23 protein-coding genes are annotated in these 26429 nt (G+C 41.0%); 9 read left to right on the forward strand and 14 right to left on the reverse strand.

Annotation, left to right across the window (positions count from 1 at the left end; translation table 11 throughout):
* The 4 genes from CHB62_RS11805 to CHB62_RS11820 all read left to right on the forward strand — a co-directional run.
* A partial coding sequence (locus CHB62_RS11805; protein WP_141240394.1) for an IS30 family transposase occupies nt 1–309 on the forward strand: 309 nt, incomplete at its 5' end.
* A 27-nt stretch (nt 310–336) separates the two neighbouring features.
* Nucleotides 337–1428 carry a PAAR-like protein gene (locus CHB62_RS11810; RefSeq protein WP_141240428.1) on the forward strand — a complete coding sequence of 364 codons (1092 nt, stop codon included), beginning with the start codon at nt 337–339 and terminating at the stop codon, nt 1426–1428.
* A gap of 2 nt (nt 1429–1430) precedes the next feature.
* Complete coding sequence (locus CHB62_RS11815) at nt 1431–2051, forward strand: DUF8188 family protein (RefSeq protein ID WP_089366999.1); 621 nt, start codon at nt 1431–1433, stop codon at nt 2049–2051.
* Nucleotides 2052–2054: 3 nt separating this feature from the next.
* On the forward strand, nt 2055–2678 hold the full coding sequence (locus tag CHB62_RS11820) for a DUF8188 family protein (protein ID WP_089367000.1): 624 nt from the start codon (nt 2055–2057) through the stop codon (nt 2676–2678).
* Nucleotides 2679–3537: 859 nt separating this feature from the next.
* On the opposite strand, the gene mutL is transcribed toward CHB62_RS11820, so the two are convergent.
* The 6 genes from mutL to guaB all read right to left on the reverse strand — a co-directional run bounded on the left by mutL (nt 3538) and on the right by guaB (nt 12129).
* Nucleotides 3538–5427, reverse strand: a complete 1890-nt coding sequence (gene mutL, locus CHB62_RS11825) for a DNA mismatch repair endonuclease MutL (protein ID WP_089367001.1) — start codon at nt 5425–5427, stop codon at nt 3538–3540.
* A gap of 8 nt (nt 5428–5435) precedes the next feature.
* Complete coding sequence (locus tag CHB62_RS11830; protein WP_089367002.1) at nt 5436–5726, reverse strand: Ntn hydrolase family protein; 291 nt, start codon at nt 5724–5726, stop codon at nt 5436–5438.
* 28 nt (nt 5727–5754) lie between these two features.
* Complete coding sequence (locus CHB62_RS11835; protein WP_089367003.1) at nt 5755–7629, reverse strand: OstA-like protein; 1875 nt, start codon at nt 7627–7629, stop codon at nt 5755–5757.
* Between the two features lie 53 nt (nt 7630–7682).
* Nucleotides 7683–9128: a peptidylprolyl isomerase gene (locus tag CHB62_RS11840; RefSeq protein WP_089367004.1), complete on the reverse strand. Its 1446-nt coding sequence runs from the start codon at nt 9126–9128 to the stop codon at nt 7683–7685.
* A 17-nt stretch (nt 9129–9145) separates the two neighbouring features.
* On the reverse strand, nt 9146–10570 hold the full coding sequence (locus CHB62_RS11845) for a peptidylprolyl isomerase (RefSeq protein WP_089367005.1): 1425 nt from the start codon (nt 10568–10570) through the stop codon (nt 9146–9148).
* A gap of 74 nt (nt 10571–10644) precedes the next feature.
* On the reverse strand, nt 10645–12129 hold the full coding sequence (guaB, locus tag CHB62_RS11850) for an IMP dehydrogenase (RefSeq protein WP_009012664.1): 1485 nt from the start codon (nt 12127–12129) through the stop codon (nt 10645–10647).
* A gap of 331 nt (nt 12130–12460) precedes the next feature.
* On the opposite strand from guaB, the gene CHB62_RS11855 reads away from it, so the two are divergent.
* Together CHB62_RS11855 and CHB62_RS11860 are read left to right on the forward strand one after the other, a co-directional pair.
* Nucleotides 12461–12949, forward strand: a complete 489-nt coding sequence (locus tag CHB62_RS11855; RefSeq protein ID WP_009012663.1) for a Dps family protein — start codon at nt 12461–12463, stop codon at nt 12947–12949.
* 293 nt (nt 12950–13242) lie between these two features.
* Nucleotides 13243–13731 (forward strand): Dps family protein, encoded by a 489-nt coding sequence (locus CHB62_RS11860; RefSeq protein ID WP_089367006.1) that lies wholly within the window; start codon nt 13243–13245, stop codon nt 13729–13731.
* Between the two features lie 266 nt (nt 13732–13997).
* Here CHB62_RS11860 and CHB62_RS11865 read toward each other — a convergent pair whose 3' ends face one another.
* The 8 genes from CHB62_RS11865 to CHB62_RS11900 all read right to left on the reverse strand — a co-directional run bounded on the left by CHB62_RS11865 (nt 13998) and on the right by CHB62_RS11900 (nt 23289).
* Complete coding sequence (locus CHB62_RS11865) at nt 13998–14309, reverse strand: helix-turn-helix domain-containing protein (protein ID WP_089367007.1); 312 nt, start codon at nt 14307–14309, stop codon at nt 13998–14000.
* Nucleotides 14310–14312: 3 nt separating this feature from the next.
* On the reverse strand, nt 14313–14663 hold the full coding sequence (locus CHB62_RS11870; protein ID WP_089367017.1) for a type II toxin-antitoxin system RelE/ParE family toxin: 351 nt from the start codon (nt 14661–14663) through the stop codon (nt 14313–14315).
* A gap of 281 nt (nt 14664–14944) precedes the next feature.
* Entirely contained in the window at nt 14945–17128 is a 2184-nt protein-coding gene (gene recQ / locus CHB62_RS11875; RefSeq protein ID WP_089367008.1) for a DNA helicase RecQ, read from the reverse strand.
* A gap of 100 nt (nt 17129–17228) precedes the next feature.
* Nucleotides 17229–18467 carry an ATP-dependent Clp protease ATP-binding subunit ClpX gene (gene clpX / locus CHB62_RS11880; protein WP_009012657.1) on the reverse strand — a complete coding sequence of 413 codons (1239 nt, stop codon included), beginning with the start codon at nt 18465–18467 and terminating at the stop codon, nt 17229–17231.
* Nucleotides 18468–18476: 9 nt separating this feature from the next.
* Nucleotides 18477–19169: an ATP-dependent Clp endopeptidase proteolytic subunit ClpP gene (gene clpP, locus CHB62_RS11885; RefSeq protein WP_089367009.1), complete on the reverse strand. Its 693-nt coding sequence runs from the start codon at nt 19167–19169 to the stop codon at nt 18477–18479.
* A gap of 178 nt (nt 19170–19347) precedes the next feature.
* The gene (tig, locus tag CHB62_RS11890; RefSeq protein ID WP_089367010.1) at nt 19348–20712 is read right to left on the reverse strand and encodes a trigger factor; all 1365 of its coding nucleotides are present in this window, start codon (nt 20710–20712) and stop codon (nt 19348–19350) included.
* Nucleotides 20713–21151: 439 nt separating this feature from the next.
* The gene (gene lptB, locus CHB62_RS11895; protein ID WP_009012654.1) at nt 21152–21979 is read right to left on the reverse strand and encodes an LPS export ABC transporter ATP-binding protein; all 828 of its coding nucleotides are present in this window, start codon (nt 21977–21979) and stop codon (nt 21152–21154) included.
* A gap of 176 nt (nt 21980–22155) precedes the next feature.
* The gene (locus CHB62_RS11900; protein WP_089367011.1) at nt 22156–23289 is read right to left on the reverse strand and encodes a transposase; all 1134 of its coding nucleotides are present in this window, start codon (nt 23287–23289) and stop codon (nt 22156–22158) included.
* Between the two features lie 187 nt (nt 23290–23476).
* Between CHB62_RS11900 and CHB62_RS11905 the strand changes: the two genes are divergently transcribed.
* The 3 genes from CHB62_RS11905 (at nt 23477) to CHB62_RS11915 (ending at nt 25579) form a co-directional block, all read left to right on the forward strand.
* Nucleotides 23477–24223, forward strand: coding sequence for an MlaE family ABC transporter permease (locus tag CHB62_RS11905; protein WP_009012652.1), 747 nt, complete (start codon nt 23477–23479; stop codon nt 24221–24223).
* A gap of 137 nt (nt 24224–24360) precedes the next feature.
* Complete coding sequence (locus tag CHB62_RS15055) at nt 24361–24759, forward strand: four helix bundle protein (RefSeq protein WP_102048126.1); 399 nt, start codon at nt 24361–24363, stop codon at nt 24757–24759.
* A 52-nt stretch (nt 24760–24811) separates the two neighbouring features.
* Entirely contained in the window at nt 24812–25579 is a 768-nt protein-coding gene (locus tag CHB62_RS11915; RefSeq protein ID WP_089367013.1) for an ABC transporter ATP-binding protein, read from the forward strand.
* The last annotated feature ends 850 nt before the right edge of the window (nt 25580–26429 follow it).

A 26429-nucleotide genomic window follows, 5' to 3' on the forward strand; every position in this document is an offset into this window, starting at 1 on the left:
TTACTGTCTCCATTCAAAGAGCATATCAAGTCTATTACAACTGACAATGGTACAGAATTCGCTTGTCATGAAATGATAGCCAAAAGCCTTGGTGTTACCATATATTTTGCTGACCCATACGCTTCATGGCAGAAAGGCGCTATAGAAAATGCTAACGGACTAATTAGGCAATACGTGCCAAAAAAAGAAACCTTTGAGCATATCAGCCAGCAACAAATAACTAAGTATTCAAAGAAAATTAACATGAGACCAAGAAAGAAATTAGATTTTAAAACACCACAGGACTGCTTTTACGAACTAATTAAGTAAATTTGCACTTGCTTGTTGAATTCACGTTTGGTTGTTACATTTGTAATAGCAACAGCAGGAGCTGGTGCTGCTGTGGTTGGTGCTGCAGCAGCCATTGCAACAACGGCTACAAATGTAGCTTTTGTAACCTCAATGGCATTGCTTGTTGGAGGAGTAGCATCCTGCGGAGCGGCTGCAACTTACAAATACTTAGCTAACGAATGTGATAGTTCTCTTGAAGGAGAGTGGAGTTTGTTTCATCGAAAGGTCTATCTGGAGAAAAGTAATGCTCTTTTGGAACGTTCGATACTTACTTGTTCCAAAGGTGGCGTAGTCTCATTGGTTATGGATCATGCAAAAGCTGTAGAACTTGCAAAGATGATTAGTAAAACCAATAATGAAATAGGAAATAAGAATTTTTGGTCAAAAACTAAGCAAGGCTTCATAGGTAATGGTGCAAATGCTTTGCTTGCAGGTTTTGAGGGGCAGGCAGGTGGAGCTGTTGTTGGTCTTGTCCTTGGCTCGGGATTATCTGTGTATGATTATTTGAAAGGTGGCAATAGTAGTTATCGTGATGACACTGTCGTTTCGCAAAACAACTATGCTAAGTTAGCACTTGAGAAAGATGATGACAAAGTATCTATAAATACGAAACATGATATCTTAACTGATGATGATATGAAGAATGCTGGTGCAGGCACTGCAGTGAGTACAGGATATTCTGGTGCAGAGACTGTTATGGGTATTATAATAGGTAATAAGATACTTACCAAAGAAGCAATGAACTTTAACGAGAGAGCATTAGAATATAAGTTGAAGGGAGATATGGCTGGTGCAGGGCATGCAATGTGGGCAAGTGATCTGGCGTATGGTGCACAGAAGGGTATGGGTGATATTCCTCATGAATTTTGGAAAGGAATCTGGTCAGGTAAAACCAAGGCTTTCAAATGGAATATTTCAAATAAATGGTTTACTCTTAGTGGTATCGGAATTGGTATTCTGAGTTCGATAGTTAGTAATCAGATAGAATGGGGGGATAATAAAGATGAGAATAAAATGTACGAGGATATAGTAAAAGAAATTATAAAGAGTCGTAAAGAAAATAAGAAAAATATTACTGTTATAGCAAATACATTATAATAATGAAATTATTGAAATATGCAGGTTTTTTCCCTTGGGTGCTGATAGGAAGTCTTATAGGTTCAGCTTTTGTAGTACCGATGGTATCAAATCTAATAGATAAATTTTATTATAAAGAGAAGTATAATAAAAATACAGCTATGTTCTATAAGCAATATAAAGATAATAGCTATATTATAAAAGTATCTATGCCTAATGCGGAGTCTAAACTATATTTACATAATGTTGATAGAGAAAAGTATCCTCTATATGAAAGATTTGATACGACCAATGACTCCCGTAATTATTTTAATAACCCAAGTGCTGATTATACTTCTTTCTATTGTAAGGAGTATAAAAAGTATATGAATATTATAGCATTTAAGGATGTTAATGGAAGCTATGGAGAAAAAGAACTTTACCTTACAGTCAATCGTGACGATATGAATAATCCCGAGTATGGAACAAAGGATAATCCTGTACCTGTACTGAAAGCAGTAGGTGTTAGTGAACCGATATGGTTTAGTGGCAAGGATACTGATTCTGTCTTTATGGATAATTTCTATCGGAACAATGTCATTAACTATTTGAAGTATAAGATGCCAAAGGAGGAGTTTGAAAGACGATTTAAGAAAGGAAAGTAGATCGTGATGGCAAAAGTCAAATTTATCAGTTTTGTTCCTTGGGTAACTATCGGGAGTATTATTGGTTCACTATTTATTGTACCGATGATGCCCAAGATAGTTGATGCATTGTATTATAAGAACAAATATAATAATGATGCTTCACAAGCTTATCAAAAATACATTGATAGTTGTATAACTATTAAAGTAGTAATGCCGTCATATAAATCTGATAAAGTTTTACATAATTGTGATAAAGAAAGATTTCCTTTGGGCGAGAGATTTAAGGTAACCTACGATTCAAAAAAGTATTTTAGTAATCCGAGTGCTGACTATTGTATCTTTTTCTGCTCAGAATATAATAAATGTATGAACATTATTTCTTTTCAAAATGTTGATGGGAATTATTGGGAGAAAGAACTTATACTTACTGTTAATCGTGACGATATGAATAATCCCGAGTATGGGACCAAGGATAATCCAGTACCTGTACTGAAAGCTGTAGGTGTTAGTGAACCGATATGGTTTAGTGGCAAGGATACTGACTCTGTCTTTATGGATAAATTCTATCGGAACAATGTCATTAACTACTTGAAATATAAGATGCCAAAGGAGGAGTTTGAAAGACGATTTAAGAGTAAAGAGTAAGGTTATTATGTAATGAGTAAGAAACGGTTTAGCAAGTAGGGGAGAGTGAAAATCCAAGCACATCAGTTATGAGAAATATCTTCAAATATATTCCAATGGTTACCTTAGGTCAAATCTTAGGTACCGTTGTCGGTTTCCCATTGTTGTGTTTCCTTATCAATATATTTAGGTCTTCCGATATATAGTGATAACTAAAACTCTCATATAATAAGGCATACGGAGGGAAAGAAGGGACGGAGGTAAAGGCAATGCCACAGAGTTGCCGATGGCACAAAGAGCGACAAAGGTGTAGCATACAGATTCCTGATTATTTCTGAGATAACTGCTTTGGATAAAGAGTTTCTAATAAAACTGGCAAACTACCGCTGTCGCTCCCCACACCGACGGAGTCTCCGTGACTACCATTGCTTTGTTTCATAACCCTCCATACTCTCCATTGCACTGTGTGATATTTCGTCAGGGACCTAAGTTTAGGCAGCTCATTATCACACTAAAATTCTGAAGGTCCTCCTTTTTCCATCTACCTTATAGAGGTATAGCAATCGTCACTCTCCTTCGGCCAGTAAATGCCAGTTTAGAGAAGAAGATTGGGGTGAGAGCTCATCTCCTCTTCTGGTGCGTTTCGATTTTGCTGTCATTACTGTCATTAGGATTCATCATCTAACTAACTTATTTACAGTACGATTGCACGAAATGTTAAAACTGACAGCAACTAAAAAGAAAACTTATAATAGAGTAATCTACAAACTTTAGAGACATTATCGAACATTAACTCAGAAAGATATTAATAAACTATAAGCCTTATTAGGCCAATTAGCGCTAATAAGGCTTATATAACAAACTGTCATAAAATAGACAATTAACTATGAAAGAGATGCTCTATATCCTGTTGCTTCATAATCGCAATTACTGGTTCGCCAGAAGGAGTATAGTTGACATTACCGCACGCAAAGAGTTCGTTGACAAGATTATCCATCTCAAGGCCACTCAACACCTGACCTTGTGGAATAGCCGCATTACGAGCGAGACTTAATGCTAAGGCCTGGTCTATTTCTTCCTTAGCACTTGCTCCACTCTCCATTGCTGAGGCAACCATATCACCGATAAGTGTCACAACATTTAACCCTTCGATACCAGCAGGGACACCATTGACAGCATAACTCCCTCCACCAAGACTATCAAGTTGGAAGCCCATCTCAGCCATCTCTGGTAAAATCTGGTCGAGAACAACTTGGTCGGACACAGAGAACTGAACCATCTCAGGGAACAATACCTTCTGAGAATGTACTTTATGTTCGGACAATCGACGTAAATACTCCTCATAAAGGATACGGATATGTGCACGATGCTGATCGATAATCATCAGTCCCGATTTCACAGCTGTCATGATATAACATCCCTTATACTGATAATGCAATGGTGCCTTGTCTTCTATCAAAGACTCTTCAACAGGCTGTGTGACAGCAGAAGGAATAATAGAACCCTCCTCCACAGCATTGGTTCCAGTACCCAAGCTACTGGTAATCATCTCATCTTCATTCTGATCAAAGAGCTTAGACTGACGAATCTCACCACCAGAACCCAAGTCTGTATAGAGTTCTTCCCATCCATCAGGAGCCGAAGTCTTTACAGAAGAAGACTGCTTGAAAGGATTATAATTAGGATTAAAGTCAATCTTTGGTGCAGCCGTACCAGTATTAGGATTAAACACAGGAATATCTGGTTTCCCCTCTGTATCAAAATCAATAGCAGGGATATCATTAAAGCGTCCTACAGACTCCTTTACAGCTGCAAGCAAAATCTGCCAAATAGCTTGCTCGTTCTCGAACTTAATCTCAGTCTTAGTAGGATGGATATTCACATCAATATTCTCAGCAGGCACATCGAAGTAAAGGAAATAAGGAACCTGCTCGCCTTGAGGAATGAGTCGGTCGAAAGCCGTAAGAACAGCCTTATGGAAATAAGGATGTTTCATATAGCGCTCATTGACGAAGAAATACTGATGGGGTGCCTTCTTCCTTGCAGCCTCTGGTTTACCTACAAAGCCGTGGATATGACAAAGAGTCGTATCAACGTCAATTGGTAGCAGATCTTGATTGAGTCGTTTACCAAACACCTCAACAATACGTTGACGATAGCTACAAGAACGGAGGTTAAAAAGCTCTGTCCCGTTGCTGTGAAGCGTGAAAGATATCTGTGGATAGACCAATACGATACGCTCAAAGGCTGTGATGATATTATTAAGTTCTGTAGTATTCGACTTCAAGAACTTACGACGAGCTGGTACGTTGAAGAAGAGATTTTCTACCAAGAAATTACTTCCCACAGGACAAGAACAAGGTTCCTGCCCAGTAAAACGACTTCCTGCAATAGAGAGATGTGTACCCAAATCCTCACTCGCCATACGTGTCTTCAATTCAACCTGAGCCACTGCGGCAATAGAAGCCAATGCCTCCCCACGAAACCCCATCGTACGAAGAGAGAAGAGGTCGTCAGCCTTACGTATCTTAGACGTGGCGTGCCGTTCAAAAGAAAGGCGTGCATCCGTCTCCGACATACCTTTCCCATCATCGATAACCTGAATAGAAGTGCGACCAGCATCAACGACCAACACATCAATATGCGTTGCTCCGGCATCAATGGCATTCTCCACCAACTCCTTAATAACAGAAGCTGGACGCTGGATAACCTCACCAGCAGCAATCTGATTGGCTACACTGTCTGGGAGAAGTTGTATAATATCACTCATGAATAATCCTATAAAGCTATAAATAAAAATAAGATAAGAAGGGCGATAACACCTGCCGAAAGAATCAACGATACCCACATAGCCGTAAAGCGATTACGTCGATGACGCAACATCTGTGGCTTCAAGGAATCGCCTAACTTGCGCTGTAACTCCTCTCGATACTGACGTTCGGATACCTCCTTCCCATCCACCTCACAGCGTGCACGCTGCTCTATATCGTTTAGCAATTCTTTTCGCTCGTCAACAAACATATATTCATGATGGAAACGACGCGGACGTGATGATTGAAAGAAAAGCATTTCATTATGAACTTTAAGTAAAACATCGTCATTCTATATGCTGACGAGGAGGCAAAGACACTCTCGCATTACGTACGGTAGCACTTGTTTTACGTGCTGCACGACGGAAGATATCATTTTTATCCTTAGGACGAACCTCATCAAAAAGCTCAAAGTGAGGTAGTTTCAGCTTGTCGGGAGGAATCTGTGTCATCGGACTAATGACACCATTCGCTTTTGGCATCCATATCTTCTGAAGTCTTCGCTCAGGTGAGATAAACATCCGTAACGTATCTGTTTCGGTATAATCATGTCCTATCAGCGTACTATCTTTATCCGTATGATAATAGATAACTTCCACATTACCCCAAGCGTCTACACGCCGAACAACACCCTTCACAAAGTCTGCCCGCATATCCTTAGAGGATATCTGGTTGAAATATTTACCTCCTGATAGCTTTTCTATGGAGAAAGCATTACCATAGACAAAGGCCTGGCGGATGGTTGAGTCGTTCATATATGCCTTAATAGAATCACCCACTAACTGACGTGTTCCACTCCACACAATAGGATAATCATACATCGTCATGCAGGAGTCCTTAGAGTTAGCTATAACAAATCCACATACAGCTTGCACATCGGTACGATAAGCACGCACATTATTCACACCATAGATTTCACGATACATTTGTGGCGTGTTCATGTGAAAACCCTTCATACTGATTGTATCCGCATGAACAAAGAGGGTATCACCCTGAGAGAAATCCTTAGCAACAGGACCAGGACTACCTCCGAAAGCGATCGCAGCAGAGTCGGTATAATGTAGGTAATCGCCATAGAAAGCATGCTTACCTTTATAATCAATATAATAGACATTACCTTCGCCCGTTCCTTCATGTGTGTTACTATTATAACTAAGGTCGCGACCAGTGACAGTGCGTTGCTTCAGTTTATCAACAATCTTTACATTGCCATGCCCTTCACTGTACCCAGTTTTAGCATTATATGTCACCTCATCGCCAGTAATAACACGTTGCGCCTTACGATCATCAATCTTTACATTGCCACGTGCATTACTGTGTCCAGTCTTTTCATTATAGAAAACGTCTTGACCAATGATGGTACGATTGTTTGCTTTATCAACAATCTTCACATTCCCATGGCCTTCTGCATCACCCGTCGTACTATTATAAATAATGTTATCACCCTCAACATCCTGCTTAGGAGAAGTGATTGTTGAGCGGCCATTTAGTTCCATGTGGTCGGTCTTACTATTGTAAGTACCATCAGTCGTATGCACGACCTCACCTTTAGCCGTCTTTATAACAGACTTACCGATAACGTGGACAAGTCCCGTCTCCGTGTTACCATGTGCTTCCGGGGTAGTAATACGATACTTCGGAGTGTACATCACAACATTACCAAAGAAGTTGGCATCATGTGTCTCCGTATTATAATCACCCTGATCAGCAACAACAGTGTTCCCATTATAGACCAGCGTACCACGTCCACCAAAGTAATTGGCCACCTTTGAAGCAGTGTTATAGTCCAAACTGTCACAACGAAGCGACCGCCCAGGCTCTCTAACAACCACCTTACCACGTGCATGTACCATCTGTCCAAAGCCATCATAATGTAAGCGTTGGCAGTCAAGGTTCACTCCACCAGGGCGAGTGATATGCACACGGCTGAAAGCTTTAAACCAATTAGACTTCTCATTGAAATAAGCACTATCGCACTTAAGCGTCATACCCTTATATCGGAAACGAACATCGCCTTTAGCAATCATCACATCAGGCATTTCCAATTGATTATGACGTAGATTGTCGGCATGGTCAATATAGAACTTATCTCCCTTCTTCTCCGTTGCATTCTGTGCTCGGAGCGACTGGGATTGCCATAGCCCAAACAGGCATAGAATCATAATTAACAAGATTCTATGCCCGCAAAATGTATCTTTATACTTGCTGTTTATTGTCATTTAAGCCAACCTTCGTATTGGAAATTACAACTCTTATACCGAGGATTAATCCGCACGTATGTCTCTTTTACTTTCTTCACAACCCAATCGTGCAGAATTTCCTTTCTGCGTTTTGCCGTGACGATATCACGCATTGCTTGGAAGTCTTCTGTGATTGTTGCTCTATGTTCTGGTATACGTTCCTTCAACTTCACGATTGCACAAACGACTTTACCACGTGCATTGGTCATCTGGAATGGTACAGAAATCTCCCCAACCTTCATCGTATCAACAACACGAGCCACCTCTGTCGGAAGATCCTTCATCTTAAAACGTGATGTACGAGTATTCTCTTGAGAGTTAACCATCAATCCATGGTTGTTCTTCGTGTCCTTATCATCAGAGAGATAAGCTGTTGCATCCTCAAATGTAAACTTACCCTTTTGGATATCCTTACCTATCGAATCTAATCGCTCCTTAGCAGCATCGATAGAAGCAATTGACACATTCGGCTTCAAAAGGATATGACGAACGTTCACCTTATCACCTCGACGGTCTATCAGCTGAATGATATGGTAACCAAACTCGCTCTCCACAACCTTTGACACCTTCTTTGGATCCGTCAGATTAAAAGCTGCAGCAGCAAACGCTGGATCAAGTACACCACGTCCCATATAGCCTAACTCACCACCTTGACGAGCAGAGCCTGGGTCTTCTGAGTAAAGACGAGCCAAGGTTGCAAAAGAAGTCTCACCCTTTGTCACTCGGTCTGTATAGTCACGTAGTAAGTTCTTAATACGATTAACCTCCTCAGGCTCAACCTTTGGAGTCTGTGTAAGGATTTCTACCTCAACCGTTGTTGGAATCATAGGAATACTATCAACGGGGAGTTTCTTAAAGTACTCGCGTACTTCAGCAGGCGAAACCTTCACATCACTTACGAGCTTCTCTTGCATTTTCTGTACAAGCAGACGGTTTTTATAGTCGTCATGTAGGTCCTGTCGGATCTGCGTCATACTCTTGTTTTGGAACTGCTCAAGCTTCTCCTTAGAACCTATCTGTGGCAAAGAAATCCAATAGTTAATCTGTTGATCAACACCCTGTGCAATCTCCGACTCAGAGACTTCAACACTATCGATAGCCGCTTGATGAAGGAATAGCTTCTGAACTGCAATCTGTTCAGGCAAAATACACTCAGGATCACCATTCCATTTCACTCCTTCAGCCTCACTCTGAAGCTTCATTATCTCTACTTCTGACTTCAAGATAGGTTCATCACCTACTACCCAGATAACCTCGTCAACAACACTATTCGGTTTGTCTACCGCTGCTGTATCGGCCTTCATTGAGTCTGACAGAGCAATAGGTTGACCGCTGGGACAGAATGCACCAGCATGCAGCCCCATTGCCGTGAGAACTGTTCCTACGAGTAGGACAATTGTTTTTCCTTTATTTATCTTCATTGAAATGCTGTATTATCTTAATGCTTATTGACTGTTGAAAGAACATTCTTGTCAACAACTACCTTATATCTCTTGCGCAATGACTCTACCCACGCCTTCTCAAGTTCCTCTTGATAATTTGATACAACGAGGTCACGCACATCATCCATGCTCTCTGGTGCTTTTATCTTCTTACCATAAACGGCGTCTATAGGATATCCAGCAACAGGTTTCACAGTTGTCTTCTCACCAAAGACGTCACGATCTACCAATGCATTATCGCCCTTTCGAAAGATTCCCTTTTCTACACGGATACGAATTGTGTTATCTGCATTGAACTTATCACGTAGCTTCTCTGCCCATTGATTGAAAGACACATCCTTAACGCATGCCTTCACAGCTTCCACATCTTCCTTCTTCTTTACATGATAGGCTATACCCTTAAAACGTGGCTCTGTCCATTTATATTGTTTCTTATGCTTAAGGAAATAAGCTTCCAACGCCTTCTCATCCTTGGCCGCTTTATCCCAAACGGTACGATTACTCATCTCTATCATCAGTAGACCGTCATAATACTCACGGATAAGATTCTTGAGATTTACATCTTCCTTCTCTAACGAAGAAAGCTTCTTTGCAAGAATTTCTTCTTGTGTAGCTCCCTTCCCTTCACTCTCCACAAGTGAATCAAGCTTCTGTTCGATTATTTGGTCACGCAATCCCTGCATCTCAATATAGCGCATGATATCAGGATGTAGCGTCTCATAACTTGGGAATTCCTCGCGACCTATCATCTTGATGATGTGATAACCAAAAGGAGAAAGAACAGGAGCACTTATCTCTCCTGGCTTCAAAGCAAACAGCACCTTCTCAAACTCTGGCACAGTCTGACCTTTCTGAAGATGTAGTAACTCACCACCATTCTTGGCAGAATTAACATCTGTAGAATATTTCTTTGCCAGTTCTGCAAAATCAGCACCACCACGAATGGCTGTATAGATAGAGTCAGCCAACTGCTTCACTGTCTCAGCCTCTTCCTTATCAGCACTCTGTAACATCCCGATAAGGATATGTGCGCAATGCCACATACCTCCATTAGCTTCTACTTGCTGCTTTGCTTCACGATACAATTTATGTCCTTCAGCCTCAACATCAGCATCTGTAATAAAGGTTGGGCGCACCTGCTGGTCACGATAACTTAAGAACTCTTTCTTAAAAGAGCTGAGTGTGTCAAGGTGTGCGTCGAGCGCAGCCTGTACCTTCAATTTGTAATTGATAAAGAGATTAACATACTCATCTACACTCTTCTTATCAATCACTCCATCAGCATTATTCTTATTATATGAATACTCAAATTCCGAACGGCTCACAGGCTTGCCGTTGATAGTCATTATTGTTGGGTCAGTTTGTCCGTATGCCATTGTCGTGGAGAGCAATACTACTGACAAAATCGCTTTGAATTTCATTGTTATTATTTTAACGCAGGGACCCTCTCCCCCGAAAGACAGGGAAGAGGGTGAATATTTTTCGTCTTTTACTATTACTCTGGACGTGAATAGTTCGGTGCCTCACTGGTAATGGTAATGTCATGAGGATGACTCTCCATCACACCAGCATTAGTGATACGTGTGAACTTTGCGTTATGTAAGTCTGCTATAGATGCTGCACCACAATAGCCCATACCTGAACGAAGACCACCGACAAGCTGATAGATAACTTCTTGGACAGTTCCCTTATAAGGAACACGACCAGCGATACCCTCTGGAACGAGCTTCTTCACATCACCAACATCATTCTGGAAATAACGGTCACGTGAGCCATTCTTCTGTTCCATTGCCTCCAATGAACCCATACCACGATAACTCTTAAACTTACGTCCATTAAAGATAATGGTGTCACCAGGTGACTCTTCCGTACCAGCAACCAATGATCCTACCATCACACTGCTACCACCTGCTGCCAATGCCTTAACGACATCGCCAGAATAACGCAATCCGCCATCTGCAATCAATGGTACTCCCGTTCCCTCTAAAGCCGTATAAACATCATAAATAGCACTCAACTGTGGTACACCAACACCTGCTACGACACGTGTTGTACAGATAGAACCTGGTCCTATACCAACTTTAACGGCATCAGCTCCATTGTCTACCAAGAACTTTGCAGCCTCACCTGTTGCTATATTACCTACTACAACATCAAGGTTAGGGAAAGCAGCCTTCACGTCATGCAACTTTCCGATAACACCAGCAGAGTGACCATGTGCTGTATCAATTACGATTGCATCTACACCTGCAGCTACAAGTGCTTGTGCGCGCTCCATCGTATCAGCTGTGACACCGACACCAGCAGCAACACGCAGACGTCCCTTCTCGTCTTTGCAAGCCATTGGCTTATCCTTAGCCTTTGTGATATCCTTATAGGTAATCAGACCAATAAGGCGGTTGTCACGATCGACAACAGGCAACTTCTCAATCTTATTTTCTTGAAGAATATGTGCTGCTGCTGTGAGATCAGTCTTTTGATGTGTCGTAACGAGATTCTCTTTCGTCATCACGTCATCAATAAGTTTATCCAGATGACGCTCGAAACGGAGGTCGCGATTGGTAACAATACCCACAAGATGGTTATCCTCATCAACGACAGGGATACCACCAATATGGTAGTCTGCCATCATCTGAAGTGCATCCTTCACCGTACGACCCTTACGAATAGTCACAGGATCATAAATCATACCATTCTCTGCACGTTTCACAATAGCCACATGACGAGCCTGGTCTTCAATGCTCATATTCTTGTGAATCACACCGATACCTCCCTCACGTGCTATCGCAATCGCCATAGAACTCTCTGTAACGGTGTCCATCGCTGCTGTGACGAAAGGTACGTTAAGATCAATGTTACGTGAAAACTTGGTTTTCAACACCACCTCTTTGGGCAGTACTTCTGAATAAGCCGGAATTAAAAGGACGTCATCGTAGGTTAAGCCGTCCATTGTGATTTTGTCTGCAACAAATGATGACATAATTGTATTTTAGAAATTTATTGCATGCAAATTTAGCAATTAAATATCAAACAGACTGGTTTTTTCCGTTTTTTCTCACACCTTATTAAAAGTATTTAATATTTCCCTTTACCGTCTTCCCTACTTTTCGACTATCGACTCCTTCACACATACAATTATTCACATACTCTTTAACCTTCTTAATTGCCTATAACTAACTTATAATCAGTACGTATAAGTATATTATAGATTAAATCAATGACCGTATAGATAATATCTGTTGTGGTAGAATAACAAACTCACTAACTTTGCACTCGTAAACAAGAAACAACAACTTAAAAATATATTCATGATGAAAAGATTAGAAGTATTAGGATTAAACGAAAAGAAAGTAGAGAACATAGTAAACGAACTATCAGTTTTGTTGGCCGACCTTCAGGTGTTCTATAGCAACCTCCGTGGTTTCCATTGGAACGTAAAGGGACATGGGTTCTTTGTAATGCACAGTAAGTATGAGGAACTTTACAACGATGCAGCAGAGAAGGTTGACGAGGTTGCTGAGCGTATCCTTCAGTTAGGTAGCAATCCAGAGAGCCGTTTCAGTGCATATCTGCAATCAGCTGAGATTAAAGAAGCTGGTGTCGTTAGCTGTAGCAAAGAGGCTGTTGACTTGCTCTTGGGCTACTACAAGACACTGATTGCACGTGAGCGTAGAATCATCGAGGTTGCTTCTGACGCACACGATGACACAACTGTTTCACTGGTAAGCGATTTCCTCAAAGAGCAGGAGAAGACTGTTTGGATGCTTGTTGCCGTTAGTTCACAGAATTGCGCAGAATAATACAAAAACATTATCACATATAAACAAGAGACTGGGAACAAGCATGAATACATTTCATTGTCTCAGTCTCTACCACTCCTTAACAGGGTTAGTTGTGGTCAGTATATCCATTTGAGGACATTCCAAATAGGCATAAGACTTATAAAGAACAGAGACAAGACTGATTATCAATACAAAACAGAAGTTAATATGTAAAATATTATAAAAGATAGTCATAATCCCTTGCTTTATAAAAACCAACAACTATCTTTGTTATCGAGATCTTAAAACATTAACTTAAAACGTATTTCAAGATGAAAAGACTGGAAGTATTAGGATTAGATGAGAAGAAAGTACAGCACGTAGTAGTAGATCTATCACTCTTACTGGCCGACCTCCAAGTGTTTTATGCTAACCTCCGCAATTTCCACTGGAACGTAAAGGGACATGGTTTCTTTGTATTACATAGCAAGTATGAGGAACTTTACAACGATGCAGCAGAGAAGGTTGACGAGGTTGCTGAGCGTATCCTTCAGTTGGGCAGCAATCCTGAAAGTCGCTTCAGTGCTTATCTGGAAGTTGCTGAAATCAAAGAGGCTGGCGTTGTTAGCTGCAGCAAAGAGGCTGTTGACTTGCTCTTAGATTACTACAAGACACTGATTGCTCGTGAGCGTAGAATCATCGACCTTGCTACAGAGGCACACGATGACACTACAGTTTCATTGATGAATGACTTCCTCGTTCAGCAGGAGAAGACTGTTTGGATGCTCGTTGCTGTTAGCTCACAGAGCTGCGCTGAGTAATTCATCAGATTATAATATATTGCCAAGAGGCTGAATCATAAGTTAAAGTGCACGTCATGTGCATTGATTAGAAGGCTCTATTGCAGGATTAACTATACTTATTATCCTCACCATTAGCCATCGTCAACTTTCTAATTCAGCCTCTTTCTTTATTTCTTCTCATGAAAAGAAGAAATTATTCTCATGAAAAGAAAGATTTATCTTCATGAAAAAAAATATTTCTTCTCATGAAGATAAATCATAATAGACATCTTTCAGTGATGTAACTAACCAACAACAAGTGCAAAACGAAGTCCTAAAGCATTCGCAATCTGCATAAAAGTAGATAGCTGCATATCACTGTTTCCACGCTCGATATTAGAGATATACTCTCGCTTCTTACCTATCTTATCTGCCAACTGCTGCTGTGTCATCTTCTGTTGCTTACGTTGTTCTTTCAGTAGTTCAGCATAGTAATAAGCTTTCGCACGTGCCTCGAACGCCTCACGTTCGGGAGAGCCTAAGTCCCCATACTTCTCCTTCAAGTGTTCTGAAGAGGTGTGCAACTTTGCTAATCTATTTTCATCTAACTTTATCATAACTTATTCCTCCATGTAATTCTCCAATAACCTATAAGCTTTATTTATCTCACGTTTATATTGTTTCGTATCTTTTTTCAGAAAAGAATTCAGATAGAGAATCTTCGTTGCTTGCATAAAACTGGCAGCATTTACCGCAAACAAGATTGTACGATACTCATTACTGCCTACTGAAACACGTGCCTCATAGAGGTCAGTATTCTCTAAATGCTTCACATACTTCTTCTTTACAACATCTTGTGTTTTAATAATATGCTCCACATAATCATACTTCTCTTTAGTTCTTAAATCCAAGCTTGCATAATAAGCTTCATACTCTAATGAGTAAAGGATTTCTCTTACAACTTTATCCATAGGCAAAGGTAACAAATAGATTACATATATCCAAATAAATGGAAGGGTTTAATTACTTTATTAAGGCTTATAAAGGGTATTAACACTTACTTTTAAGGGGAGAAAGGTTCAGCTTTATATTAGATTCTCAGAGGGTAAAAGGGCACTCAAGATTCGTATGTATTAAAGGAAATAGGCACACACAACTCGTTTCATCGTAGCAAAGAGAAGTTAACGATGAGAAGGGTACGAGCTGTGAGTGCCTACGGATAAATATAATATCATCACTCTGACAGTGAGAATTAATTAGCCATCTCTGACAAGAACTTAATGCGTACGAGGCGTATCTCCTCTTCGCTGTAGTCACCATCAAGTTCTTCCATTGCAGCATTAAGACTGTCAGTCTCACTATCCATGAAATAATCATAGATATCATCTATCTGGTCTTCATCATAGACATCCTCAAGGAAGTAATCGATGTTAAGTTTTGTACCACTATAGACAATCTCTTCAATCTTTGTCAGCAGGTCATCGAAATCAAGTCCCTCAGCAGACGCAATATCATCAAGCGGCAACTGTCGGTCGATACTTTGGATGATCTTCACCTTCTGCATTGACTTCTTTGCCACCGTCCTGACACGTAATTCCTCTGGACGTTCTATGTTGTTTTCCTCACAATGATGCTTAATTAGCTCACAGAACTCCTTCCCATAGCGTTTTGCTTTCCCAGCTCCTACGCCTTGGATATTCTGTAATTCCTGCTCATTGATAGGATACATCATCGCCATCTGCTCCAAAGAGACATCTTGGAAGATAACATAAGGCGGTATCTCCAACTTATGTGCAATATCCTTACGGAGTTTCTTCAGCATGGAGAAAAGTTCTGGGTCAAGGACTGCCGAACTTACGATTGGTTCATCGTCATCGTCATCATCCTTAAACTCAGTATCCATAACGATCATAAATGACTCTGGTGACTTCAAGAAACGCTTACCAGCTGCTGTTAGTTTCAGCAACCCATAGTTCTCTACATCCTTCTTCAGATAACCCGCTAAAAGAGCCTGACGTATAACAGGATTCCATATCTTTGGGTCTTCGCCTTCGCCTGCACCGAAGTCATCTAACTCATCGTGCTTATGATCTTTCTGGTCGTCTGTAGCCCTACCACGCACAAAGTCAATAACATACTCCTGTCGGAAATTCTCTTTTAAGGTCTTCACAGCCTGTAGAACAATAAGTAGCTGCTTCTCAGCCTCAATCTTTGTCTTAGGATGCAAACAGTTATCACACATAGAGCAGTTACACTTTGGATAGTCTTCACCAAAGTAATGTAAGAGCATCTTACGGCGACATACAGACGACTCTGCGTATGCCTCTGTTTCTTGCAACAGTTGACGCCCTATGTCCTGTTCGGCTATAGGTTTCCCCTCCATAAACTTTTCAAGTTTATTGAGGTCTTTCTTAGAATAGAAAACAACACATATACCTTCCTCACCATCACGTCCTGCGCGTCCTGTTTCTTGGTAGTAACCCTCCAGACTCTTCGGTATATCATAATGTATAACGAAGCGAACATCAGGCTTATCGATACCCATTCCAAAAGCAATCGTGGCTACAATGATATCCAACTCTTCCATGAGAAAGTCGTCTTGAGCCTTTGAACGTGTCTCAGAGTCAAGCCCTGCATGATAAGGTGCTGCCTTAATATCATTTGCTTTAAGGATAGCAGCCAACTCTTCTACCTTCTTACGAGAAAGACAATAGATAATTCCACTCTTGCCAGCGTGCTGCTTTATAAACTTAATGATTTGTTTATTCGTATCATCATCACTCTTCTTTGGCCGCACTTCATAATAGAGGTTTGGTCGATTAAACGAACTCTTAAACTCTGCACAATCCTCAATACCTAAGCTACGTACGATATCTGTACGTACCTTATCAGTAGCTGTAGCAGTAAGAGCGATGACCGGAGCTGTCCCAATCGACTCAATTGCACAACGTATCTTACGATACTCAGGGCGAAAATCATGGCCCCATTCGGAGATACAATGTGCTTCATCAATAGCGTAGAAACTTATCTTTACCGACTTTAAGAACTCCACATTCTCCTCTTTATTCAGTGATTCAGGAGCAACATAGAGTAGTTTTGTTCGACCAGAGACAATGTCTGCTCTGACCTGATCTATCTCCCCTTTCTTTAGAGAAGAATTGAGATAATGAGCTATACCATCCTCTTCACTGATTCCATTAATGACATCTACTTGGTTTTTCATTAATGCAATAAGCGGAGAAACAACAATAGCTGTGCCTTCCATAATCAATGAAGGGAGTTGATAACAAAGGCTTTTGCCACCACCGGTAGGCATTAGCACGAAAGTATCCTTCCCATCAAGAAGATTACGGATAATAGCTTCTTGGTCGCCTTTGAACTTGTCAAAGCCAAAATAATGTTTTAGTTTTTCGGTAAGATTGACTTCTTGTGTCATGTTAATAGCTGGGTATATTTCTATACTTTACGGTTCTGTAGAAATAACACAGCCCACAGATGTGAATAGTTCTTCACATCAGTAGGCTGTATATATAGGTTTATGAGGCAGTATCCGACTTCTGAATATGAGCCTTATCAAGTTGTTGACGCACATACTCTTCCGTCACCTCAAATGATTTAATACGTCGTGATGGTACATCAAACATAGCATCCATCATCACAGCCTCAACGATTGAACGCAAACCACGAGCTCCAAGTTTATACTCAACGCCCTTGTCTACGATGTAATCAAGTGCTGCCTCTGTGAAAGTCAGTTTGATACCATCCATGTCAAACAACTTGATATACTGTTTTACAATAGAGTTCTTCGGTTCAACAAGTATCCTCCGTAACGCCTTTCTATCCAACGGATTGAGATAGGTGAGCACTGGCAGACGTCCTATAATCTCTGGAATAAGACCGAAAGATTTCAAGTCTTGAGGAAGAACATACTTCATCAAGTCGTTCTTATCAATCTTTGCAACGTTCTGTACAGAGTTATATCCAACCGTGTGGGTATTCATTCGTTGTGCAATCTTACGTTCTATACCATCGAAGGCACCACCACAAATGAAAAGGATGTTACGAGTATCAACGTGTATATAATCCTGATCAGGATGTTTACGACCACCCTTTGGCGGTACGTTAACCATTGTTCCCTCCAAGAGTTTCAACAAACCCTGCTGCACACCCTCACCACTTACATCACGTGTAATGCTTGGGTTATCGCTTTTACGTGCTATCTTATCAATTTCATCAATGAAGACAATACCACGTTCGGCAGCAGCAACATCAAAGTTTGCCACCTGCAAGAGACGTGAGAGGATACTTTCCACATCCTCACCTACGTATCCAGCCTCCGTGAATACCGTTGCATCAACAATCGTAAAAGGAACATCAAGGAGCTTAGCAATGGTACGAGCGAGCAAAGTCTTACCCGTACCTGTAGAGCCAACCATGATGATATTACTCTTCTCTATCTCCACACCATCATCGTCCTTAGGCTGCTGTAAACGTTTATAATGGTTATAAACAGCCACAGAAAGATAGCGTTTCGCCTCGTCCTGACCGATTATATATTCATCAAGATATTTCTTAATCTCTCTCGGTTTAGGAACTTTCTTGAGCTTGAAAGCCTCGCCTTCGCCATTCTTTCCCTGTGCCAAAGCACCTGTCTCCATGACGATATTGTAGGCTTGCTGTGCACAATCCTCACAGATATAGCCATTCAAGCCTGTGATAAGAAGTTTTACATCCTTCTCACTACGACCACAAAAACTACATTTCTTTTGGGGCATTCTTATCCTTTACTTTGCTTCTTCCGAAGTGTTACTTACTGATTTTCTCACAAGAACCTCATCAATCATACCATAAGCCTTGGCTTCTTCCGAAGTCATCCAGTAGTTACGATCACTGTCATTCCACACCTTCTCAAATGGTTGATGGGAGTGTTCGCTGATGATTGTATAAAGTTCTTTCTTGAACTTCTGTATCTCTCGTGCCTCAATCTCAATATCCGAAGCTTGGCCTTGTACGCCTCCTAATGGCTGATGAATCATTACTCGGCTATGTTTCAGCGCTGATCGCTTACCTTCCTTACCTGCAACAAGCAGGACAGCAGCCATAGATGCGGCCATACCAGTACACAACGTTGCTACATCACTGGATATAAACTGCATGGTATCATAGATACCTAAACCTGCAGTAACGCTTCCGCCAGGAGAGTTGATATAAATTGAGATATCCTTACCAGGGTCAACAGAATCCAAATAAAGCAACTGTGCCTGAATAGTATTAGCTGAATAGTCATCAACCTGAGTTCCAAGGAAGATGATACGTTCCATCATAAGACGAGAGAAAACGTCCATCTGCGTTACATTCAGCTGACGCTCTTCAAGAATATATGGATTGAGATACTGCGCCTGTGCACGCATAACGTCGTCAAGCACCATACCATTCATCCCAAGATGCCCTGTGGCAAACTTTCTAAAATCGTTCATTGTTTTCCTTTCTATATATTTTTATTATGACAAAAATAGAGGTTATCGACCTCTCTTACCATTGCCATCAATACAAACATTATGCCACTCCATGCGACAAGGGCTTGTATATCTAAAGCAAAGATAAGCAAAAAAATCGATAACCCCTCTATATAAAGGAAGATTTTTACTAAAAATGTTACTCGCTTACAAGTTTATTGAACTCTTCAAGACTTACTGTCTTAACATTCAACTTTACTACGTCTTTGATTACTGCTGCGAGTTTGCGATCGAGTGCAGCCTCTACGAAGTTGTCAATGTTCTCACGCTTCTTCAACAACTCGTCTGCATAACCATTCAGATAGTCCTCTGGTACATTGGTCATACCGTACTGAGCGAACTGTGCACGTGCCATCTGACGAGCGCTCTCACGAACATCATCATCATTAACCTTGATGTCATGATCATTAGCCAACTGCTCCTTAATCAAGTGCCATGTCAGCTCTTTGATGCTCTGTGCATAGTTCTTCTCTACAAACTCCTCACCCTTATCTTGGTTGTTAGCCAACATAATGCGCTTCAAAATAGCATCTGGGAAAGTTAATTCACCAACCTTCTTCTCACAGTATGCGCGAAGATCCTGAATAAACTTATAGTCTGAGTCGCCCTTCAACTGCTCTTTCAAGCCTTCAGCAATCTTGTTACGGAAGTCTGCCTCCGTCTTGATGTCAGCATCCTCACCATATACATTCTTCCAAAGGTCCTCATTATTCTCGGCCTTAACGAAGCGTGAGATCTCTGTTATTTGATAAGAGAAGTTACCCTTATGCTCGGCAACCTCCTCTTTCTTTATCTTCAAGAGTGAAGAAACCTCTATTTCATTATCTGGATAAGCTGCTGTTGGGTTAAAGGTGATGATATCACCGAGCTTAGCACCATCGAAGAGTTTCTTCTGATCCTCAACCTTGATATACTGTGGCATCAATGATGCACCTTCAACAGTGATACCACCTTCGAGTGTGTTTCCATTCTCATCCAACTCACGAAGGTCACCCTTCAGCAAATCACGCTGCTCAGGATCGAAGCTCTCTGCCTTGTCATAGTGACCTGCACGGCTCTGGAACATATCTACTTGCTGGTCGATCAACTTGTCATCAACAGCTATCTCGTAGAAATCAATCTTATTCTTACCGTTCAATTCAATCTTGAACTCTGGTGCTACAGCTATATCAAACTTGAACACGTAAGGTGCCGGTTTCTCCAAGTCAACAGCTTCCTGTGACTCAGAACCCATAGGCTGACCCAACATCTGAATCTTGTTATCAGTGATGTATTTCTGTAGGTTCTCACCAAGAATCTTATTAATAGCTTCCATCTTCACCTGTGGGCCGTACTGACGCTTAATCAGTCCCATAGGCACCTGGCCCTGACGGAAACCAGGAACATTGGCACGCTTGCGATAATCCTTGAGAGTTTTCTCTACCTCATCCTTGTAATCAGCTTCCTCAACAGTGATGGTCATCAAGCCATTCACTTTGTCGGCATTCTCAAATGAAATTTTCATCTTTGATGTATATATTTATGTTTATTATTATTTATCAAAAGCATGTGTTTACAAGAGGACACACTTATCCCTTATAGACTTTGAAATGCAAAGATACTTAAAAATTCGCATAACCTTATAATATATAAGGGGAAATTTGTTTTTTTAACCAAGATAAGCTACTACAGCGGCCTATCTCGGGTGCTATCTCCTTATGATTATGCCCCCTTATAACGAACTTTTATATCGAATCTTGCTGTTAGTTGCCTGTCTTCCGAGACCCTTTCTTTTCCAAGAATAAATCTGGTTGCGAATTATTTTCATGAAAAAAAATATTTATTGTCATGAAGAAAAATATTTCTTGTCGTGAAAAAAAATATTTTTTTCATGAAAATAATTCGATAAAGCAGATGTGCTACCTCAAATAAGACACCTGTAAAGAGAGGGATAGTCCCTGTTTTTACCTCTCATTAGCCTCTTCCTGCGCCCGTTTACGCTGGTCGAGCAACTGGAAATCCTTCTTCTGTAGAATGAAGTCAGTACCGAGGTATTTCTCTTTTACTATCTTATTAGCGGCCAACTCCTCCGGAGTTCCCTTAAAGAGGATGCGACCTTCGAAGAGAAGATAGGCGCGATCGGTAATATTCAGCGTCTCATGTACATTATGGTCGGTGATGAGGATGCCGATATTACGGAATTTCAAACGCCAAACAATATGCTGAATATCCTCGACGGCGATAGGGTCGACACCCGCAAAAGGCTCATCAAGCATGATAAACTTTGGGTCGATGGCCAGACAGCGAGCTATCTCGCAGCGACGACGCTCACCACCAGAAAGACGGTCACCAAGGTTCTTACGCACCTTCTCCAATCGGAACTCGCGGATAAGACTTTCCATCTTGTCGATGCGTTCTTGCTTAGAAAGCTTCGTCATCTCTAATACGCTCATGATATTATCTTCCACACTCATCTTACGAAAGACACTCGCCTCTTGAGGAAGATAGCCTATACCAGCACGTGCACGCTTATAAACAGGGAAATTCGTAATCTCTTGATCGTCAATGTAAACGTGTCCTTCATTAGGAACAACCAGACCTGTCGTCATATAAAACGACGTAGTCTTTCCCGCACCATTTGGTCCAAGCAACCCAACAATCTCTCCTTGTTTCACATTGATGCTCACACCATTGGCTACTGTTCGCTTTCCATATCGCTTCACCAGCTTCTCCGTACGAAGAATGCTCCCCTCGCCTTCTGGGCGTACAACAATATTATCTGACTCTGACATAGTTTTCTCTTTTAAGCAATTGGTGCAAAATTACGAAATAAAAAGCAGATAGCAATCATAAAGACGTGAAAAGAAACAAAAGAACAATACAGATAAATCTATAGCTACGTGTCTACACTTCTATTAAAAGACGTTCTCACGGAGGTTCTCTGCCATGATTGCTTGGTGGCTATTCCCTATTCTTCTCCAGAAGTATATCCTAACAACTCCTGCTCGAATGCCGTCGTCCACACTTCATTGCTAAGTGCAGCCGACATTGAATTAAGGGCTTGACACTGCTCACGCGAAATGGTCCTACGTTCGTGATGATATGCCCATGGAGCTAACATAAGGAGTCGCCCTTCACAACAAGCATCAAAGTACTGCCCAGGAGGTTTATAGAGAGGTGGAAAACCGTTTTCTAATAAGACAATGAGTGGAAGCTTCTCCTCCAATGCTGCACGTGCTATTTCTTTTTCTCCAGCCGATATACAGGGACTAACAAGTACTCCTCCCTCTCGTCCTCGTGCAAGGAAATATTCCTTTTGCAAGGCTATAAGGCGCAGATTCTCTGGTGTCTTATTATTATGACAACGTACCTGCAGTCTTATTGGGTGCTCCAGTAACCACTGATTTCCTATAGCAGAGAAAGTTCTATCACCTACTTTCAGACTATTCACGACACGAAAAAGTTGCGGATTATCCCGCTTCATCGCCAGCCGTCGTGGGTTATCAGCAATATATCTGAACATATTCTCCAGCTGTCCCTTCCCTCTTAGCACGCTGTCATGATATCCCGGTGCAAAGAGCATGCCATGCTCTGGATGCTTGCAGCCTCGCTGTTTCGCCCCTTCTCCGCTGCCAGCCAGCCTCTGCCTTCCTATTCTGTCCTCCTGTTCCGGTTTCTGAGGCATTGCCTCAGAACTCTCCAACACCAACCGCCGATACGCCCGATTACAACCCACCTTGAACCCATTGATTACCTTCCCCAGGTGTACAGCCATCTCATGTGTCACAAAGAGGATGCCGTGTATATGGTCCGGCATAACCTGAAAGGCAAGCACACTCACCTCTGGATAATACTTAGGAATCTCTATCCAACAACACTCGACCTCACTCCCCAGCTCTGTTGGCTCAACATAGGCGGATGCTACAGCTGCTGTCCTTCGCATAAGCCTACCCAACAATGGCTGCCTTCCTTCCGTACAGAGCGTTATCATATAGATACATCGCCCTTGGTAGTCATGCCCTTTAAGCCTCCGTAGCAGCGACGCCACACACTCACGACGCCAGCCTACCCCTTCCACGTATATTGCAGGATTACTTTTCATAGCTTTAAACCCATAGTTTGTCACGCACAAAGATACAAATATAATCCTAAAAGAACTATACAATAATGGCAAAGATACTATTTACAAAAAGCGAAAGTAGCCTTCATGACTATTAAATAATGTCTTTCTTTTCTATTTCTACGATATTTTGGTTAAATTTGCACTTTGAACATCAAACAGAAAGAACATGCTTTTATTCAAGTGGCTGAACACATTCGGTAATTATCTTATGTTGATGGGACGCTCATTCAGTAGTCCCGAACGAATGCGAATGTTCCTAAAAAGATATGTTAAAGAGATGTCTCAGTTGGGCGTAGACTCAATAGGTATCGTCCTTCTCATCTCTTTCTTTATAGGTGCAGTTATATGTATACAGATTAAACTCAACGTGCAAAGTCCTTGGATGCCACATTGGGTTTCTGGCTATGTGACGAGAGAGATTATGCTCTTGGAGTTCTCCAGCAGTATTATGTGTCTGATTCTATCAGGTAAGGTCGGGTCAAACATTGCTTCAGAGTTAGGAACCATGCGTGTAACACAGCAGATTGATGCATTGGAGATTATGGGTATCAACTCTGCCAGCTACCTCATCTTGCCTAAGATATTAGGTCTTATCACGATTATGCCATTCCTTGTTATCTTCTCTGCGGCAACGGGTATCATCGGTGCATACGCCACGGCCTACCTCGCACATATCATCACACCAGTAGACCTGACTGCTGGTCTTCAACATGATTTCAACCCATGGTTTATGTGGATGAGTATCATCAAGGGCTTCTTCTTTGCCTTTATCATCTCAAGTGTTTCGTCATTTATGGGCTACACGGTGAAGGGAGGAAGTGTTGAAGTTGGTAAGGCATCTACGGATGCAGTAGTTTGCTCAAGCGTCTTGATTCTCTTCAGTGACGTTTTCCTCACACAGATGTTGAGTTGATATAGGAGTTAAAGAAGTTAAGGAGTGAAATGGAGTTAAGACAATACCATCATTTGTATAGTACCAGACAACTACTTATCATTTTAATCCTTAACTCATCACAAGCTATTAGACTCTTATACTAAATTAGCAAACTTATGTCCAACTATCCTCAAACATATAGCTTTGAAAGAATAATTGCATGGCAGAAGACCCATAGCTTTGTTCTTTATGTATATGAAGTTATGAAACTATTCCCTTCAGATGAGAAGTTTGGACTAACATCTCAATTTCGGAGAGCAGCTATCTCTATCGAAGCAAATATAGCAGAAGGATATAAGAGACTTGGACAACAGGACAAATTACGTTTTATGAACATTGCACAAGGAAGTTTAGAGGAATGTAGAGACTATATTATATTATCCCGTGATTTAGGATATATTGGCATGGAACAATATCAACAGCTTCATACTAAGATTGAAGAAGCAAGTAAGTTGCTCAATGCATATTGCTATGGTATTGCTAACAACCATGCCATGAATGATTTAGATAAATAAACATTTGTCTTAACTCCATTTCACTCCTTAACTCCTGACAAATCCTCATAATATGATTGAAGTAAAACATCTATTCAAGTCATTCGGTGACAAAGAAGTGCTGAAGGACATTAATGTCGTTTTTGAAGACGGAAAAACAAATCTCATCATCGGGCAGAGTGGTGCGGGAAAAACCGTACTAATGCGTTCACTCACAGGACTGATTGAGCCTACTAAGGGTGAAGTGCTGTATGACGGACGTAACTTTGTTAACATGTCAAAGAAGGAACAGATTCTTATGAGACGTGAAATGGGTATGATTTTCCAAGGTGCTGCACTCTTCGACTCGCTCACCGTACTGGAAAACGTACGCTTTCCATTGGATATGTTCTCAGATATGACTGCGCAAGAACGTGACAAAAGGGCTATGGAATGCCTCGACCGCGTAAACTTAACAGGGGCCGAAGAGAAATTTCCTGGTGAGATTTCAGGTGGTATGCAGAAGCGTGTCGCTATTGCCAGAGCTATTGTCATGAATCCAAAGTATCTCTTCTGTGATGAACCAAACTCTGGATTGGATCCAAAGACGTCACTTGTTATCGACCAATTACTCACGAGTATCACACGTGAGTTTAACATGACGACTATTATCAACACTCATGATATGAACTCTGTAATGGGTATTGGTGAGAATATCGTGTTCATTGCTGATGGTAGGAAAGAATGGCAAGGTAATAAAGAATCGGTTATTACATCCAAGAACGAGAAACTTAACGACCTCGTCTTTGCTTCTGATCTATTTAAGAAGGTAAAGAATGTGGAGCTATCTGAGGAAGAATAGAGGATATCGGTTTGTCATAAAGTTTATGGTTTTGGGTTGTTGGAGACAATCCCAAACCATAGCTATGGATGACTAATTCTGTAGCTTAATTAGTACTTACCCATAGTACGATTGGTGTTAACCATCAACAACGACACGTGTTGGCTGTCAAAGACTAATTTGCCGGGCTTAATCCTTCGATTAATACGACTGAACAAAATCCCTAAATCAATTTTCCTGTCATATCTGTCATGCCATGCTCACTCATAAACCACTCTATAACAGACTCCTACGAGAAGTGTTAAAAATGACAGGAAACGAAAAATAAACTTTTATAGTATATAGTGCTATTATATACTACTTACTATCTACGCTTTCTATTCTCCAAGTTCTATAAGCTTGCCAATGCTGTTTTGTGGTTCTTCCGTTAAATGTGTAGATTGTTAATAGAATGAGATTAATCCACATACATGGTAAGCTTACCTCCAATAAGATTGTTTTATAAGGGGGGTAAACTATATGATAAATGTAATTAGGTGTGATGTCTATCTATCATCTATAACCTGCTTATTCCCTTATTAAATCATGTTTGTAAACTATTTTTGTACAGCTCAGACCCAATACATGCTCTTTTGGCTTCTAAAAGACGCCCTTTTGGCTTGCAAAAGATGCTCTTTAAGACCCTTGCTAACGCCCTTTTGAAGTCCAATTAAGCACCTTTTACTTTATACTTAGTAACTAATTGATACTCTGTTGATTGTAAACCTGCTTCATGTGTGTATTTTTGCCGTTAGTTATAGGTGTTTTCTTCGAAATTATGTAATGATTTTTCAAACCCTTGCCTGCAGATTTTCGAAGTCTTAAAACGAAA

The organism is Prevotella jejuni, from assembly GCF_900187995.1.
Classification (GTDB): Bacteria; Bacteroidota; Bacteroidia; order Bacteroidales; family Bacteroidaceae; genus Prevotella; species Prevotella jejuni.